The sequence below is a fragment of the Paenibacillus sp. FW507-14B1B genome (assembly GCF_058781425.1).
On record NZ_JBYSWS010000003.1, the window covers coordinates 514406 to 530301 of the forward strand.

General features: G+C 42.3%; 15 protein-coding genes. 6 read left to right on the forward strand and 9 right to left on the reverse strand.

What is annotated here, in order from left to right:
• Positions 1-278: 278 nt before the first annotated feature.
• Positions 279-2246: a glycosyl hydrolase family 28-related protein gene (locus tag AC3WJJ_RS17985; RefSeq protein ID WP_492542816.1), complete on the reverse strand. Its 1968-nt coding sequence runs from the start codon at positions 2244-2246 to the stop codon at positions 279-281.
• A gap of 232 nt (positions 2247-2478) precedes the next feature.
• Between AC3WJJ_RS17985 and AC3WJJ_RS17990 the strand changes: the two genes are divergently transcribed.
• From AC3WJJ_RS17990 to AC3WJJ_RS18005, 4 genes are all read left to right on the forward strand, one after another.
• A complete protein-coding gene (locus tag AC3WJJ_RS17990) occupies positions 2479-2877 on the forward strand; it encodes a VanZ family protein (RefSeq protein ID WP_492542818.1) in 399 nt (132 codons plus the stop codon).
• A 130-nt stretch (positions 2878-3007) separates the two neighbouring features.
• Complete coding sequence (locus tag AC3WJJ_RS17995; RefSeq protein ID WP_492542820.1) at positions 3008-4957, forward strand: asparagine synthase-related protein; 1950 nt, start codon at positions 3008-3010, stop codon at positions 4955-4957.
• A gap of 19 nt (positions 4958-4976) precedes the next feature.
• Positions 4977-5102 (forward strand): paeninodin family lasso peptide, encoded by a 126-nt coding sequence (locus AC3WJJ_RS18000; RefSeq protein ID WP_492542822.1) that lies wholly within the window; start codon positions 4977-4979, stop codon positions 5100-5102.
• A 107-nt stretch (positions 5103-5209) separates the two neighbouring features.
• The gene (locus AC3WJJ_RS18005; protein ID WP_492542824.1) at positions 5210-6130 is read left to right on the forward strand and encodes a phosphoenolpyruvate carboxykinase (ATP); all 921 of its coding nucleotides are present in this window, start codon (positions 5210-5212) and stop codon (positions 6128-6130) included.
• Between the two features lie 58 nt (positions 6131-6188).
• Here the strand turns inward: AC3WJJ_RS18005 and AC3WJJ_RS18010 are convergent, their stop codons facing one another.
• A complete protein-coding gene (locus tag AC3WJJ_RS18010) occupies positions 6189-6416 on the reverse strand; it encodes a DNA-binding protein (RefSeq protein ID WP_422659315.1) in 228 nt (75 codons plus the stop codon).
• Positions 6417-6480: 64 nt separating this feature from the next.
• Positions 6481-6681, reverse strand: coding sequence for a cold-shock protein (locus AC3WJJ_RS18015; protein WP_422659314.1), 201 nt, complete (start codon positions 6679-6681; stop codon positions 6481-6483).
• A gap of 314 nt (positions 6682-6995) precedes the next feature.
• Here AC3WJJ_RS18015 and AC3WJJ_RS18020 point away from each other — a divergent pair, with 314 nt between their 5' ends.
• Positions 6996-7172 (forward strand): hypothetical protein, encoded by a 177-nt coding sequence (locus AC3WJJ_RS18020; protein WP_422659312.1) that lies wholly within the window; start codon positions 6996-6998, stop codon positions 7170-7172.
• 164 nt (positions 7173-7336) lie between these two features.
• Here AC3WJJ_RS18020 and AC3WJJ_RS18025 read toward each other — a convergent pair whose 3' ends face one another.
• The 3 genes from AC3WJJ_RS18025 to AC3WJJ_RS18035 all read right to left on the reverse strand — a co-directional run bounded on the left by AC3WJJ_RS18025 (position 7337) and on the right by AC3WJJ_RS18035 (position 9504).
• Entirely contained in the window at positions 7337-8281 is a 945-nt protein-coding gene (locus AC3WJJ_RS18025) for an alpha/beta hydrolase (RefSeq protein ID WP_492543093.1), read from the reverse strand.
• Between the two features lie 135 nt (positions 8282-8416).
• Positions 8417-9025, reverse strand: a complete 609-nt coding sequence (locus AC3WJJ_RS18030; RefSeq protein ID WP_492542827.1) for a zf-HC2 domain-containing protein — start codon at positions 9023-9025, stop codon at positions 8417-8419.
• Positions 9022-9504, reverse strand: a complete 483-nt coding sequence (locus AC3WJJ_RS18035) for an RNA polymerase sigma factor (RefSeq protein ID WP_492542829.1) — start codon at positions 9502-9504, stop codon at positions 9022-9024. Before AC3WJJ_RS18035 ends, AC3WJJ_RS18030 begins: the two co-directional genes overlap by 4 nt.
• A 167-nt stretch (positions 9505-9671) precedes the next feature.
• Between AC3WJJ_RS18035 and AC3WJJ_RS18040 the strand changes: the two genes are divergently transcribed.
• Positions 9672-9893: a hypothetical protein gene (locus AC3WJJ_RS18040; protein WP_492542831.1), complete on the forward strand. Its 222-nt coding sequence runs from the start codon at positions 9672-9674 to the stop codon at positions 9891-9893.
• Between the two features lie 100 nt (positions 9894-9993).
• On the opposite strand, the gene AC3WJJ_RS18045 is transcribed toward AC3WJJ_RS18040, so the two are convergent.
• The 3 genes from AC3WJJ_RS18045 to AC3WJJ_RS18055 form a co-directional block, all read right to left on the reverse strand.
• A complete protein-coding gene (locus AC3WJJ_RS18045; protein ID WP_492542833.1) occupies positions 9994-10944 on the reverse strand; it encodes an NAD(P)-dependent alcohol dehydrogenase in 951 nt (316 codons plus the stop codon).
• Positions 10945-10964: 20 nt separating this feature from the next.
• The gene (locus tag AC3WJJ_RS18050) at positions 10965-12188 is read right to left on the reverse strand and encodes an amidohydrolase (protein ID WP_492542835.1); all 1224 of its coding nucleotides are present in this window, start codon (positions 12186-12188) and stop codon (positions 10965-10967) included.
• Between the two features lie 222 nt (positions 12189-12410).
• Positions 12411-15782, reverse strand: a complete 3372-nt coding sequence (locus tag AC3WJJ_RS18055; RefSeq protein ID WP_492542837.1) for an S-layer homology domain-containing protein — start codon at positions 15780-15782, stop codon at positions 12411-12413.
• Between the last annotated feature and the right edge of the window lie 114 nt (positions 15783-15896).

Here is a 15896-nt window from a genome sequence, read left to right on the forward strand (position 1 = left end):
AAATTTAATGTCCACGTGAAATTCGCTGCCCGTACATTTACGATACAGTATGTATAATTTATATCCCATAATTTACGATACAATATGTATCATGTCAAGGTTATATTGTGTAAAATATCAACCATTGTGACAATTTGTATCTAACCCGTGTCATAAAAACGTTTACATTAAATGGTTTTTTCTTGTAACTATTTGTCCTCATACATCAAAAAAAGAATCAATCCCGTTGACTAGATAGCTAGCAACGAGATTGATTCTTAATAACAGCAAAATATATTTTATGAATTAGAGGAATCCAGTTTTAAATCCCCATTTTCAACGGATAATCTATATCTAATACCTGTAATAGAGTCCGTGAGAATGATTCCATTTCCTGTTCCGCCAATTTCCAAAGAATCAGCCAAATAACTATGCGGATAAGGTGAGTATGAACCTACATGATCCCACGTCACCATCACTCCGGCAATATAGATTTCACCTAATTTTGGCAAGGCGCCTATGCTGAATTCGTAAAGTAAGCCTGTTTTACTAGCCAACTCCCTTCCTCGTAGATGTTTCCAACCTTTATCTTTCCAGGTTAAAGCGTCATTGAAGATATACTCAGCATTTTGGGCTGCAATACGTCCGATAGACTTATAAATATTTGAGCTCTCAAATGCAGTTTCTAAAATAAAATATTGCATAGCTAAATTCCGATTAGCATCTCCTTGGTACGGTAAAGTCTGCGCGTTAAACTTTATTCTAACGCTCGGTGAATTACCTCCAGTTGGAACTACCTTCATAATGACGGGTTTATTCCCAATAATCTGTTTCATCTCGATACTAATAGGCGTAGGCACTTGATCGACTGTTACAAAACTAATTGATCCATTCGTCACTGTCCAATTGGAAAGCACCTCTGGATTTCTAAGCAAATTGGGTGCGGAAACGGGCATTAGCGTACGATGTTCTCTTTCCTGCATGCGAGCTTGTAAATCTACGTTTCTGTATAGAGGAGTTAATTTCCGACGAATTACCGTATCCATGAACCCCAATCCAGACAAATCAGATTCTTTATCACCAGTTAAAGTATCGATATATGCCGAACCCATCGCACCCTGAGCAGTTGATTTTTTTAACATTCCGAGATCCTCATTAAATACAGTCGGAGCAGTAATTGTTCCAAACCAAGCCGCATACTGCTGTTTCTCATGAGGTTTTTTTAAATCATCAGGTAGGGAATATTCCCAACTCGAAGAATTACCAGAGAAAGTTATCACAGACCAGGAGAATCCAAAGCCGAATATTCTTAAATTTGAAGTTAAAGATTTCGTCAGTAATTTTATTGCTGCTTCTCCGCATTGTTCAAATAAAGTATTCATGTAGATACCACTTAACCCTACAACAGAAGGCGCATTGTTATAATCGTTAAGCCCACTATCAATACATTGGTAAATGGCATATGGAGCAAAACCAAGGTGAACTCTATCCATAAATGCATTAAATCCTCCTCGATGTCCTGCTGTTAGTATCGTACCTAACAGGACTCCGCTAAAAGATCCCGATATACCTCCACCTTGATAGAAATAATCTCCGGAGTTGATACGGCAATATACTCCAACCAACCCGTTCCAAGAGCAATCATAGGAAGATATATGTCCATTGGTGCTATTAAGCAATTGCCCAACTTTCACTCCAGAAGTAGTAATGTTTCTAAATATCGGTGTTGCTGATCCTGCAATTTCTATTGCTGCTGCACCTACTTCAAACATCTCGTACAAGCTTTGTTCAAATAGATCTTTATTAACCCACTTCAATAAGTTCCTTGAACTGTACTGAGTAATTCCAACAACACTGAAGTCCTCAAAAACAGATTTTACACCAGAGTTTCTAATTCTTATACATGGGAGCAAATCTGTAGAAGTATCGAGGGGATCCCATATGATCCTCGATCCCATCTGTCCACTGTCCACATAAGGTCCAATCCCATAGATTCCACGGCTGTTATTCTCAATAGTTTGTCTAATTCGATAATCACCAGCGGGAATAAACATCTTATATCGCTTATCGCACATTGCCATTGCTGCTTGGAAAGCTGCAGTGTCATCTGTCTTACCATCTCCAATAGCTCCAAACCATTTAACGTTAATTCCACGGTCTTTCAATTCTTCATCAATCATGTCAAAATTAACGCTTACATCTTGCGGAAGCATAGCATCCGTAGATGACCATTTATTCATTTTCATGTATTTTGATTGTTTGGCCATACTCATCGCCTCCTTCTGATATAGTAGTGTATCTATTCTTAAAATGATTGATGAATCTGCCCAGATGAATTCATATCCTTCACCCAATTATAAAATCTTAGACCTTGAAACTTTTCGAAATTGATATACTATACTAACTACTAATAAGATACTTTTTGTATCTGTGCTTTATTTGCTTCTATCTTTAATAAATATCTATATAATAGAAGCGCTCTCAAAAAGGAGTTTTTACATGCGAATTTTTCTTACTGTCATTTGGGCCCTCGCACTGTTCATATTCACTTGCTCTTTGAACTTCCACCTCTTGATCAAGTATCACATCATTAACTTCAAATTTAACCCAACCCCTGATTGGTCAGAACTTCTAAAGCTTGATTTCCAGTGGTCAAGTCACGAATGGATTTTAAGAAAAATTGGCCATCTTATTGGTTTCTTTATCCTCGCTCTTATTTCATCTGACTACGGTAGATATAAATCTGCATTTTATATAACAATCTTTTATGCCGCACTTACAGAAATTCTTCAGCTTTTCTTCTTTCGGGGTGGAAGGATCTATGATATAGCTACTGATTCCCTCGGAGTACTTCTTGCATATATTTTTTGTTTGGTATTATTCAGTAAAAAAATATGACATTTCAATAATTATTAATAATATTACAAAAAACCATTGATACAATTCGTATACATGATATATAATACACTCATGATACAAAATGTATCAATGACCAAATTTACTGTCGCTGCCACAACGGAGGAATCAAATGAGTGCAATTGCCGGTATATATCGTTTTAATGGAGAACCGGTCAACATGGAGCATGGCCGACTTGTAATGGAGTCTTTGAGGAAGCATCCATCTCATCAGAGTGGGACTTGGAACAAAGACCGCATAATGCTAGGCTGTCATGCCCAGTGGATTACTGAACAATCTACTCTGGAGATATTACCTTCTTATGATCCGGTCCGGGGTCTAGCCATTACAGCAGATGCCATTATCGACAACAGAGAAGAACTAATGGAGCAGCTGCAGGTTCCTAGAAACCTACGCTCCGATATGACAGACAGTGAAATTCTCCTACTGGCTTATGATCGCTGGGCTGAACAAATGCCGGAAAGGCTTGTTGGAGACTTTGCCTTCGTGATCTGGGATGAACGTAATCAGACCCTTTTTGGGGCAAGAGATTTCTCTGGTGCTCGAACGTTCTACTATCACCGTAATAAGGAGCTATTCTCCTTCTGTACAGTCATTAACCCTTTATTATCCTTACCGTATATACATAAAGAGCTTAACGAGCTATGGCTAGCTGAATTTCTTGCGATCACTGGTGTCTTCGAACCACCAGATGTGGCAACTTCAATTTATAAACATATTGAGCAGCTTCCGCCATCTCATACCATATCCATTAAGAATGATCGAGTATCCATAGCCAGATACCATAGCCTTTCAGATGTTGTTCCTTTAAAGCTTGCATCATCGCAAGATTATGTGGAGGCATTTCAAGAAGTATTCCAAACAGCCGTCACCTCAAGAATCCGACGGACGAATCTGAATGTAGGGGCACATCTTAGCGGGGGGTTGGACTCAGGTTCTGTTGCCAGCTTCGCTGCAAAAGCTCTGCAGAAAGATAACCGCGCACTTCATACGTTCAGCTATGTGCCAGAGGATGGATTTGTGGATTGGACACCCAAGCGCAGACTTGCAGACGAAAGGCCGCTCATCCAGCAGACCGTTAAGTATGTCGGAAATATACATGAAAATTATTTGAGCTTCAATGGACGAAGCTCTTTCTCAGAAATCGATGATTGGCTCGATATCATGGAGTCACCTTATAAGTTCTTTGATAATACCTTCTGGTTGCGGGGGATTTATGAACAAGCTCAGCAACGTGGAATCGGCATTCTCCTTAATGGAGCCAGAGGAAATTACAGCATTTCTTGGGGTTCCGCTATCGACTATTACGCTAAACTCATGAAGAAACTCAACCTATTTCGCTTAACAAGGGAAGTTCGGCAATATGGTAGGAACATGGGACTCGGTCGTAAATCAATCTATTCCATGGTTGGCCGTAAAGTTTTTCCCGTAATTGATCGATTAAAGCCTCCCCCTACTTTTTCAGATATTCCGCAAGTAATCCATACGGATTTTGCTAAACGAACCGGCATATTTGATAAACTTAGTGACCCAAAATTCATTGGAATCGGCTCTACTGTGGATGTACCAAAAGATCCGTTAGAGGCAAGAAGACAGCATTTTAATCGAATAAACATATGGAGTATCACTGGAACAAGTGGTTGCAAGCTCTCTCTTCGTTACTCGGTGTGGAGTCATGATCCGACTAATGATCTGCGAGTTATCCGCTTCTGCCTTTCGACCCCTATGAAGGAATTCGTTCAAGATGGTATAGATCGAGCCTTAATTAGGCGTTCTACAGAAGGCTTTCTTCCTGATCCTATAAGGCTTAATCAACGAACAAGAGGGATACAAGCAGCTGACTCTATACACCGATTGCTAAATGACTGGCCTGACTTTATTAATGAACTTGATGATATGAGCAACGATTCTCGAATGAAGCAAATTGTAAATATGTCTGTCATTCACGACGCTCTAGCAGAAGCACGCCTTGGCTTGAAGCCTGAGCAAGCCTATCAACCGCCCATTAAGCTGTTAATGCGCAGCTTAATCCTATACCGATTTCTACAGAGAAACTTTTGAAAGGAGGTGAAATATACATATGAAAAAAGAATGGAATGTTCCCACTTTGGAAGTTCTTGATGTTAACATGACGATGGCTGGTCCTGGTACAGCAATTCCAGATGCAGTTCAACCAGATCCGGACGAAATCACAAACTACAGCTAAGCCTTAAAAGCTATTATCTCCTAAGTAACCACGGCCCCTATACGCCTTATTGGGTATACGGGCTATCCTTTTTTTTATAACGTAATTCGAGCATTGGAGTGAGGACCGTGACTCAGACTCTTAACAAAAACCTATATACGGCCTTTGGGCATTATATACATAGCGCTATCGCCTTACCAGAGGTACAGCAACTAGGGAACCCTGATCATAACGCCGATATCGTGATTTGCTACGCCGATTTGAATAACAGATGGCCAGAGCTCTCGATTGAATCGAAAACATTCGTATGCACTGAGAATATGGTGATGTTTAGGATTCCCGATCTAGCTATTTTTGCCGTAGAAAATGGAACGACCATTTCGATTTCCCCTGACAAGGATGCCGAGGAAGATAAAATTCGCTTATATGTGCTTGGAACATGTATGGGCGCTATTTTGATGCAGCGAAAAATCTTACCTCTGCACGGCAGCGCAATTGTCATTAACGGAAAAGCATACGCATTCGTTGGTCACTCCGGACACGGTAAATCGACACTCGCTTCGTCTTTTCTGCAACAAGGTTATCAGCTATTAACGGATGACGTTATTGCCGTAACACTGGATGATCAGAATATTCCCTATGTAACACCCGCTTACCCACAACAGAAGCTTTGGCAGGAAAGTCTCGATACCTTTGGTATGGATTCGAATCAATTCCGTCCACTGTTCGAACGCGAGACCAAATTCGCAATTCCTGTAGAATCCCACTTCTCCTCCGACACCCTCCCGCTAGCCGGTATATTTGAACTCATCAAGACTGACTGTGGTCAGCCTCAGATTCGAGCGATTCAGAAGTTAGAACGGCTCCCCCTTCTATATCGCCATACCTACCGTAAATCCCTCCTCCACGATAGTGGGTTAACAAAATGGCATTTTGACATAACAGCCCGCTTAGCAAGCCATATTGATATGTACGAACTTCAGCGGCCAGTAAATGAGCATACTGTTGATCAACTAACTGCCATGGTGCTTGATGCCATTCAAGAATAAAAACCCGCTCATTTGAGCGGGTTTTTGCAATGGATCTATCCTATTTATGAACGTTATATTAGATCTTCTTCAGTATTTTATCAATTTCACTCTTCAGCAAAAGGTACCTGTGAACACTTCTCATGATCGGAACTTTAGTCAACTTATGCTGATCTACGTAGCTTTTCATTTGGTCTTTAGACAGACCAAGCAAACTCCCCGCTTCAGACACCGTCAATACTTCCTTGTTACTTGTAGCGTTAAATGTTTTCTTCACCTTTAAATTCCAGTCCTCAAACACCTGCATAAATATCCGCCACCTTTCTATAAAAAAACCCCCAAACGATACGTTTGGGGATCATTTCTCAACTCTAGAGTTTTACAACATTCTCGGCTTGTGGGCCACGGTTGCCTTGAACCACGTTAAATTCTACACGTTGTCCTTCATCCAGAGACTTGAATCCGTCACCAGCGATTGCGCTAAAATGTACGAATACGTCCTCTCCGCCTTCAACCTCGATAAAACCAAAGCCTTTGTCTGCGTTAAACCATTTCACTGTACCTGTTTGCATAATATAATTACCACCTAATTTTAAATTACATGCCATTCTTATCCCAAAAAAATCTCTTACAAAATCTCTAAAAAAATAAAAATTCACATATGGTACAAGGTTATTGTCGTCTCAAGAATAACCCTCTACGCTATGTGAATTCGTTAGGTGATCGCTTTCGATATATTGATTATAGCACATATGAAGTTATATAGATACTCTTTTAGGCTATGTATAAAATGGTAAACGAAATTCACATTAATTCATTACATATATTGTCCCTAACAACACATAATACATTCATAACCAAGTAACATCCAAGGAGGCCAACCCACTTGAGTACAAATCAACCAGATAAGAACCTGATCAACACGGTGGAAGCATTAGAAGAAACACCTGTCAACAGCCTCGATGCTCAGCAGAAGCAACAGGCTCGTAATGACCGCCGGAAGCAAGCACAGCATGATAGCAATGGCAAATTCAGCGAAAATGAATCTGGCAATTATCATTAGAACCCTAGAAAGCCTAAGGGCACCATCGCTGGTGCTCTTTTTAGATACCCAAGCCAAACGTTATGCGTCCTAATCATTATACGAATTCCAAATTCCAAACAAACCTAAACAGCGCATGCCATTCAAATTTCGGCATGCGCTGTCATGGTTATTATATTTAGCATCTACTTCACAAATCTTCCGATAAAATTAGACACGATCCGCTCATATTCCTCTGAGTCCATTCGGTAAGCCTCTCCATGTCCCGCATTATGCACAACGTAAAGCTCTTTCTCAACCGGACTATTCTCATACAAGGTCTGGACCATCTCTGTCGGTACAAATGTATCCATATCTCCGTGGATAAACAAGGTCGGCGTCTTCGATTTCTTGATCTGTTCAAGAGAAGAAGCCTCCCCGAAGAAGTAGCCTGCTCGAATCTTGGTTAACAAGCTGGTTGTATCTAGAATCGGGAATGCAGGTAAATGATACATCCGAGTTAGTTGGAACTTCAGTTCATCTCTCACCGAGGTATAACCACAATCTTCAACAATGGCTTTGACATTGGAAGGTATGGCCTCACCACTTGTCATCATCACCGTCGCTCCCCCCATCGAGACACCATGGAGAACAATTTGCGTATCCTCTCCGTTCACTTCTAGCACACGTTCAATCCACTTCATATAATCCTTACGCTCAGGCCAGCCAAAACCAATATAATCTCCACCACTCTCACCATGCCCTCTAGCATCTGGCAGCAAAATATGATATCCGAGTCTCTCATAATACATTCGAGCGTATGCATTCATTTGAGTAGCATTACCAGCATATCCATGAGCGATAATAACCGTTCGATCAGAAGGCGTGGGCGCAGCCAAGTAGTATGCTTGCAGAGCAATTCCGTCATCCGAATCTATATGCCAGCGGTCGAAATTCTGATTCTCCCACCATTCCTTATCTGCACTAATACTATCCTGCATCTCTTGAATCTCAGGGTTAGTCTGTAGATCCGGGCTTTCACTCAAAAAGTCTTTCGAGGCCCTAGCAATAGCTACGTTATAGAAATAAAAACTTGCTGCGATAAGGATTACGAACAACATTACAATTGCGGACACCATGCCGATGATCATCTTATTCAAGCTCTCTTCTCTCCAAAATATATATTATATTCGTTAAAACATAGTCACTTGGCCTAATATAACATATATCTGTAGATCAACCATTTCAGATCTGTAAACTTCAAATGATAGCTATGCTAACACTCTTCATTCTACCAACTCACCATTAATAAATGTCATCTCTTTGTCTTTAAATTCGATAATCAAAGTTTGTGTATAATCCAATTCGTTATGGATTTCCGTCCCCAACGTAAACTCGTTACCGACATTATCAAGCGGGTTATGAAGCACCCCTTTAGGGATGTATCTCAATTCAGAACCAATGACATTGTCATTCTCATCGTAAATAAACTTGCTCTTTCCTGAGACCAGCAGATCCTTGCCGTTCCCCAAAGCTAATTGAACCTCCAGACGACTACCTGTCTTCTTATACGCAATGTCTACATCTTTAGACGAGACTCCTGTCCCAATAGCAAATAGCCAAATCGTAGCTGCAGCCAGTATCAGCACCGCAGAGATCGAGAGAACAAGCTTCCTCTTGTTCACTTTTTTCACTTTTTTCAAGTAATTTACGGTTTCTGCCTCTCCTTGATCAATTACAGGCATACCAAAACCCGTATCATCGCTCATCTCTTTATGAAACTGGCGGCAGGCTTCGCAGGAATCCAGATGCTTCTCAATTTCTTCATTACTATATGGCGAGGTAAGCTGCTCAATATAGGAGGGTAATAGATCCCGAATCATATCGCATTTCATGATAATCTTCCTTTCATCAATTTTTGTTTTCCTCGGTAAAAAGTAACTCTCGCCCACGTTTCATCCCTTCCGAGAATTTCTCCGATCTCTCGAAAGGTAAACTCTCCGGTCAAACGCAGGTACAATACTTCTTTTGTATTCGGATCAAGTAGATGAAGCTGTTTGAATAACTCCATTTTGTCCTGAGCCAAAATAAATTGTGATTCAGTCGTATACGAATCCGTTAGAGAAGGATCTTCCAATGTGTCAGAGGGTCGTTTCTTCTGCTTGTCCAGCTCTTGGTACCAGACATGCTTCGCAATCTGACAGAGCCAGACGTATACTTTACAGGTTCCATCGTATCTATGTATCGATTTTATCGCTCTATAGAAGGTTTCTTGGGTGATCTCTTCTGCCAACAAATGATGATGACAAAGACTAAATACGAATTTATAAACTTGGGTTGAATATTCCCTGTATAATTCCTCGGTGTCCTGCATCTGTTCACCTCCTCAAGTTATATATCCGTAAATGATGATAAACGTTACAACGAATTTTAAAAATATCATATGTGACAAATGTCGTCGAAAATATATTTTAAATTTGAATAATAAAGATAACAACGCTTGTAGCCGGAAATGACACTAGATCATAGGATGTGAGAGAATTGACCGGAGCTATCCGTGAATGTGTAGAGCAGGATTATGTGATTGAGCAAGTAGCGCAGCAATATCAATGCAGAGTGTTATGGTGCGAGGGACGAGCATGCCTGGAGTACGATAACAAGGAAGAATTAGACCTGATTAGAGAATACATAAGAGGTACGTTTGATAAAGAGCTTTTGGATGTGTTTTTTACCGCGATTGAGCGTATACCCGAGGACGATTAAGTTTTGAATTTACGCTGACATACTATTACACCTTATATAAAAATAACCCGTATGCAAGAAACTTCTAGTGCAGTCTCTGCCTACGGGTTATTCTGTCATTTTAGAAATCAACCTCAATACTAATCTTCCCTCTGACCTTCTGAGTCTCACTTAGCGCATGCGCCTTTGCAATTTCTTCTATAGTATAAACACTCTCTATGAATGGTGTTAATACACCTTGCTCTGATAGACAAGAGAGCGCGGTTAAATCCGCCGTTTTGGATTTTGCCCAAAAGTGACACGCCTTTTTAGATTTCGATATGGAAGATAGGAGTGGCTTGAACACAGTGGAAAATGAGGGTACGGTTGATACATAGGTACCGCCCCTGTTCAGTAAATGCCTAAAGGTGAAATAATTATATTTGCCCACGGCATCAAAAATAAGATCAAACTGCTGGTTCATCTTCTCCAACTGAATCTGGTCATAAGGAAGCACTTCATCGCATCCAAACTGGTGAGCAAGCTCCTTATTACGAGAATGGCAGATTCCTGTAACATGGCAGTTCGCAGCCTTGGCAATCTGCCCAGCAAGATGACCCACTCCGCCGGTGGCACCCGTTATGCAGACTCGCATCCCCGAAGCCATTCCACCTTCATTGTAGAGACCTTGATAAGCGGTCGAGGCCGCAAGCGGAATAGCCCCTGCTTCAAGGAAATTTAAGTTCGCTGGTTTTTTCGCAATAATCGAGGTGTTGACGCATAGAAACTGACCATATGCCCCTCCCTCTGTGACAGCATTGGTAAATCCAAATACCTCATCCCCAGGAACATAATCTTTGACTCCTGCGCCGCACTCGGTGATGACCCCAGAGAAATCTGACCCAAGCACCTTTGGAAACTTAAAACCTGACATAAAGAATATGCTTCCCGATCTGGTTTTGAAATCAACCGGATTCACTGAGCTTGCCCGCACTTGAATCTTCACTTCGTTCCGATCAGGATAAACCTCATTCACTTCATCAATATGTAGCACTTCTGGTTTACCATATTTCTTAATAATCGCTGCTTTCATAGGCACACCCTCTCACTTCATCAACCCAGTGTACCTGAAACGATGCTGCCTTGATACATCACAGCTTGGCGCTTCGCTCTTCTCGCCACCGCTTCCGCAGAGCAGCTTGCTTCAACGAGCACCATGCTCGCTTCGTCTCCTACTTTTGGCCACACCTGCTCTCCTTCTGAGTTCAGCGGGGTAACCCCACCTGTAATAAACCCTAAAGTTTCAGCCAATGCCAATTCCGTGCTTCTTCCGAAGCGCTCTGCCAAACGGCCCGCACGCTCCAATATATCTCCGTTTCCGAAAGGAGACCACGAATCAAAAATATTATCGCACCCCACGGCTACAGGTACATTTCTCTCATGAAGGAAGTTAACCGGAGGGATGGCCCTGCCAATAGGCACACTCGTAATAATCGTGATTCCAAGTTCAGCAAGCATCTGCGTGATTTCATCCGCTTCCGGTCCAGCCATATCTCCTAGAGCGAAAGCATGACTCACCGACACCCTTCCCTGCCAGCCCGCTTCTTCCGTGAGCGCTGCAAGCCGTCTGATGGTCGCAAGGCCCAGATGCCCCCCATCATGTAGGTGCAAATCTACAGAAGCGTTCGCTTCGACCGCAATATCCATCATCTGCTGCAAAGATCTTTCCATGTCGCCATCTACAGTCCCCGGATCAACGCCCCCGACTAATCCGGCTCCATGGCGAAGTGCTTCTCTGACCAAATTCGCACTGTTGGTACGGAGCAGACCATGCTGCGGAAACGCTACGATCTCGTGCGACAATTTACCATCGTAAGTGGCTAGTGCCTCTTGAATGGCTTCCAGATGTTTTAGTCCCACCTCCGGATAGATATCGACATGCGTACGAATGTGGGTGGAACCTGCTTGCAGCAGCTGGCCTAGCAACGATTCAGCCCGCTCTTGTAGCGTTGTCGATAAAGTTGGAAGCACATTTTTCTCGATCTCGAATCGTTCAAATATACTTGAGGCAGGTCGTACTGCTCTCCACGAATCGCCGAGCAGTGTCTTATCCAGATGGCAGTGCTTTTCAATAAATGAAGGCAGCGCCAGCAGGTTTGCCGCGTCCTTCTTCGGCAGATTGTCAGTCATCGCTGTAGTGTATGGGACAACCCTAGATATGTAACCGTTTTCAATTAAGACATGGCATTGCTCCGTCATGGTCTCTGTAACTAGACCTGCTTCATATCGATATCCGCTCTCCAAGCGGACATTCATTAACCAATAGGCTTCATTCAATTGATACTCATCCTTCCCCTAGTAGACTGTTCTGTTCATGCAAGTCCGGGACAATCGGTTCCCCTGCCTCTATCTTCATTATTTCAGATGTATCTGTCAAGTTGATAACGGAAGTAAAGGAACAGCAAAGAGCTCAGCCAACTTACATATGGCTGAGCTCAATTTAATAATATAGATGTTTATTAAATTTGTTGCTGAACTAGTTTGTTCATGAAATCAATTCTACTTCCAATTCTCAATTCCAGTCTCAAACAGCTCAAATGGATGTGGAATTGAAGCTTCCATAATGTCCGTATAATTGTTATGCGTCTCCGGAACATCCGTCCACTTCTGCGCTAGCTTAATATCCCACGGTTTGCGATCAAGCAGCTGATTAAAGATTCGAACCACTTCTAATCTTGTAATCGGCTGATTCGGGTGGAATGTCTTCTCCGTATAATCGAACAAGATTCCTTGCTTCTCAGCCGTAGCAATAGCTTTCTCAGCCCAGTGTCCCGTTACATCTGTATAGGAACTTTCCTGAGCTGCATCCCATGAATACAAATTCGTGAGAATTTGGACGAATTCAGCTCGAGTAATCTGCTTGTTCGGCTTAAATGTGTTATTACCGAAACCAACCATCCATTTATTATTAGTCGCTTTCGTGATTGCATTAGCTGCCCAGTGTTTAGCATTTACATCGGAGTAAGATACTTTCTTCGCACTCGCTGACGGTGTGTACAAACGAGACAAGATCGCAGCAACCTCAGACCGGACAATGCCACGATCTGTCTTAAATGTACCATCAGGATAGCCTACCATGTATGGTTTATGCGCACCTGCTGCTTTTACTTTCGGTTGCATGGAGAAGTTGAATTTTACGATAGTCTCACCAACATGGATGAGGCCACCTTTAATATAGCTGTCATGCCCAAAGCGTTCTTCACGCTTATCTTTACGGCTATCAAACATGGTGTATCCATTCTTCTCACCTAGGAAGTAGTAATCTCCATCCGGGTATACCATCCAGCCGTATTGACCGCTGTCTGTGCTGATTTGCGGGTTATGGTTTTTATTAGGCGAGAAATCTGGCAATTCTGGCAGTTTGACCACTGTGCCTGAGACTCTTCCTTTGGAACGGTTCAGTTCCGTATCTGCCCAGTACAATTTCATATCGACGCCTGAAACGGGCTCGCCTGTTACCTCATCAAGAATCGTTCCATATGGATCGACCAGATCAATAGATAGCTTAGCATTTCCGTTACTATCGACAATGAGCTTGCCAGCAGGACCAGCCAGCTTCTCTCCATTAGGTGCAGTTACATTCAAAGACAGAATATAAGATCCTGGTGCTACTTTCGGAAGCGCAAAGCTTCCATCTTTACTCATAAGCACACTCGGCAAATTAAGTTCTTGACCCGTTGCCGATTTAATTTTACCGGATACTTTCAAGTTGTCTCCGATTAATTTGGTGATGGGATCCTGAACGACTTTACCACCATTCGCTGAATCGGATACGATAACTTCCGTCTTCATGGTAGGCTGCTGAACTACTGGAACAGAAGGTCCAGGAGCAGAAGTCTCAGGGGTTGAAGGTACAGTTACTGGCGGTGCCGTAGGTTTGATCGTAATCTCATTGGATACGCCTGCATTCGGACCTGACTCAACTTGAAGACGGAAATAATAAGTTGTACCGTTCGTTAATCCCGTTATGGTTGCACTCGTTGAAGAAGCATCTAGCTTCTCAACTGGGCTTACAGGTGTAAAGGTCTGACCATCTGTAGACTGCTCTACAACAACGCTTGTTGCCCCTGTTAGAGCAGGGAATTTCAAGGTCACTTGTCCATTTCCTGCTGTAGCCGACAACGTAGTCAAAGATTGTGAAGGTGCAATTTCAATAACATTAGACACACCTGTAAAAAATCCAGATCCGACATTCAATCGGAAATAATACGTTGTACCGTTCGTTAATTCCGTTATGGTTGCACTCGTTGAAGAAGCATCCAGCTCCTCAAGTGAACTTACCGGCGTAAATGTCTCACCATCTGTAGATTGCTCTACAACAATGCTTGTTGCTCCTGTTAGAGCAGGGAATTTCAAGGTTACTTGTCCATTTCCTGCTGTAGCCGACAGCGTATTTAATGGAGCCGGATCTGCTGCCTTCACATAGACCGTGAATGTTTTCTCGCTTGTAAGTCCGTCTTTTGTCATGGTCGCTGTTAATGTTACGTATGTTCCTGATTGAGCAATAACTGGTCTAGTCACGGTTCCGTCAGGTGCGATGATCGATGGCTGGTCAGAGGACCAGACTGTTGTAACACCCTCGTCTTGTTCCAGTGTGAGATTGTTCTGCACTGCACCTTTCGAATCTCCACCATTAAACTTCACATCTGTCTTATTCTCAGCTGTTTCGATTGCCAAGATAGCATCTTTATAATTCGTAGTAATCTGATTAACGATCCGATCAGCAATGGCATCAATGATATCTGTGCCAGTTGGACCAGCGTCGACATGCAATCCACCATGAACAAGGCTGTCAATAAAAGCTTGATCCGTTTCTGTATAAGTGGCATCTGTTACGCCCACATACTGCGCGCCATTGTTATTGAATGAACCCGTTAGAGTAGACTGGTTCGTTCCTCCGTCCAGATTGACGCTAGGGTCATCGTTAATATTTACAACATAACGCAGGGGTGCATTTGGTTCCCAAAGGATATTGTCTACAGCCACATCCAGCGTTTTTGGGGACGTCGAATACAATTTCATATTATCAAATGCAAAAATCGAGATGATACCGCAGCCATGACTTACATGGCTAACGATTGGACCAAACTCATCCCCGTACTCCGCATCAAGGGTCAATCCATTAATAATGGATTCACCATTATCCCACATGCTCACCTTCGTACTGGTGGCAACAATTTTAATGCTGTGGTTCGTCGATGAGCCTTTGGTATAATGACCGATTTCTGAGACGCCATTCATCTCACTCAAGAGACTTCCAGTCTCATCGTGCAGCAGCTTTTGATCTATCCCAGCCAGCTTATAAACTTTCACGGCACCTTGCACATATAAAATGGCATAACCGCTTAGTTTCCCGTCAACATCAACCTTCGTATTGAATAGGAAACCTCCGCCTTCCATACTGTGATAGTCCACTTTGGACTCATCCATGTCGAAGGTGATGATCTTCTTACCCTCAGGGCTTCCACTTGTCAGCATGAAATCCTTATAAGCAGGTGCGGTATAACCATAAAAGGTTAATGTTTTTCCATTGTTAGTGATCTGAACATGATTATAATCCGCCGTCTCAACAAGCGGTTTGTTATATCCCATATACCAACTGTCGTAACCGGAATGTACATACGTCGTATCCGTTACGGTTGCTGGGTCTGCACTCGCATCCATAATAGACACATACTTAGGATTTACGCCTGCGGCAATCAGTTTAGCTTTAACCGCTTCATTTAATTGACTCTCAAAATCACTAGAGTCATATGAACTTGTTCCCACATTGTAGTAGACCTCTGCTACCGGTGATAGTGCATATGCCATTGAAGTATTCGCAACAATGAACACGAATGCCACGATCATTGAAATCCATTTTTTCTTCATTTGTTCCACCTATTCTGTAAGTTAGTAACTTCTAAAAATTTCTAATATAAAAATATCAGAGACATCTCTCAAAAATCTCTCAAACACAACCGATATCATCTGTTAGCTTTATAA

Bases quoted from the DNA above. Each gene is read 5' to 3' on its own strand.
- AC3WJJ_RS17985 (WP_492542816.1), bottom strand. From the start codon at position 2,246: ATGGCCAAACAATCAAAATACATGAAAATGAATAAATGGTCATCTACG.
- AC3WJJ_RS17990 (WP_492542818.1), top strand. From the start codon at position 2,479: ATGCGAATTTTTCTTACTGTCATTTGGGCCCTCGCACTGTTCATATTC.
- AC3WJJ_RS17995 (WP_492542820.1), top strand. From the start codon at position 3,008: ATGAGTGCAATTGCCGGTATATATCGTTTTAATGGAGAACCGGTCAAC.
- AC3WJJ_RS18000 (WP_492542822.1), top strand. From the start codon at position 4,977: ATGAAAAAAGAATGGAATGTTCCCACTTTGGAAGTTCTTGATGTTAAC.
- AC3WJJ_RS18010 (WP_422659315.1), bottom strand. From the start codon at position 6,416: ATGCAGGTGTTTGAGGACTGGAATTTAAAGGTGAAGAAAACATTTAAC.
- AC3WJJ_RS18015 (WP_422659314.1), bottom strand. From the start codon at position 6,681: ATGCAAACAGGTACAGTGAAATGGTTTAACGCAGACAAAGGCTTTGGT.
- AC3WJJ_RS18025 (WP_492543093.1), bottom strand. From the start codon at position 8,281: ATGATCATCGGCATGGTGTCCGCAATTGTAATGTTGTTCGTAATCCTT.
- AC3WJJ_RS18030 (WP_492542827.1), bottom strand. From the start codon at position 9,025: ATGAAATGCGATATGATTCGGGATCTATTACCCTCCTATATTGAGCAG.
- AC3WJJ_RS18035 (WP_492542829.1), bottom strand. From the start codon at position 9,504: ATGCAGGACACCGAGGAATTATACAGGGAATATTCAACCCAAGTTTAT.
- AC3WJJ_RS18045 (WP_492542833.1), bottom strand. From the start codon at position 10,944: ATGAAAGCAGCGATTATTAAGAAATATGGTAAACCAGAAGTGCTACAT.
- AC3WJJ_RS18055 (WP_492542837.1), bottom strand. From the start codon at position 15,782: ATGAAGAAAAAATGGATTTCAATGATCGTGGCATTCGTGTTCATTGTT.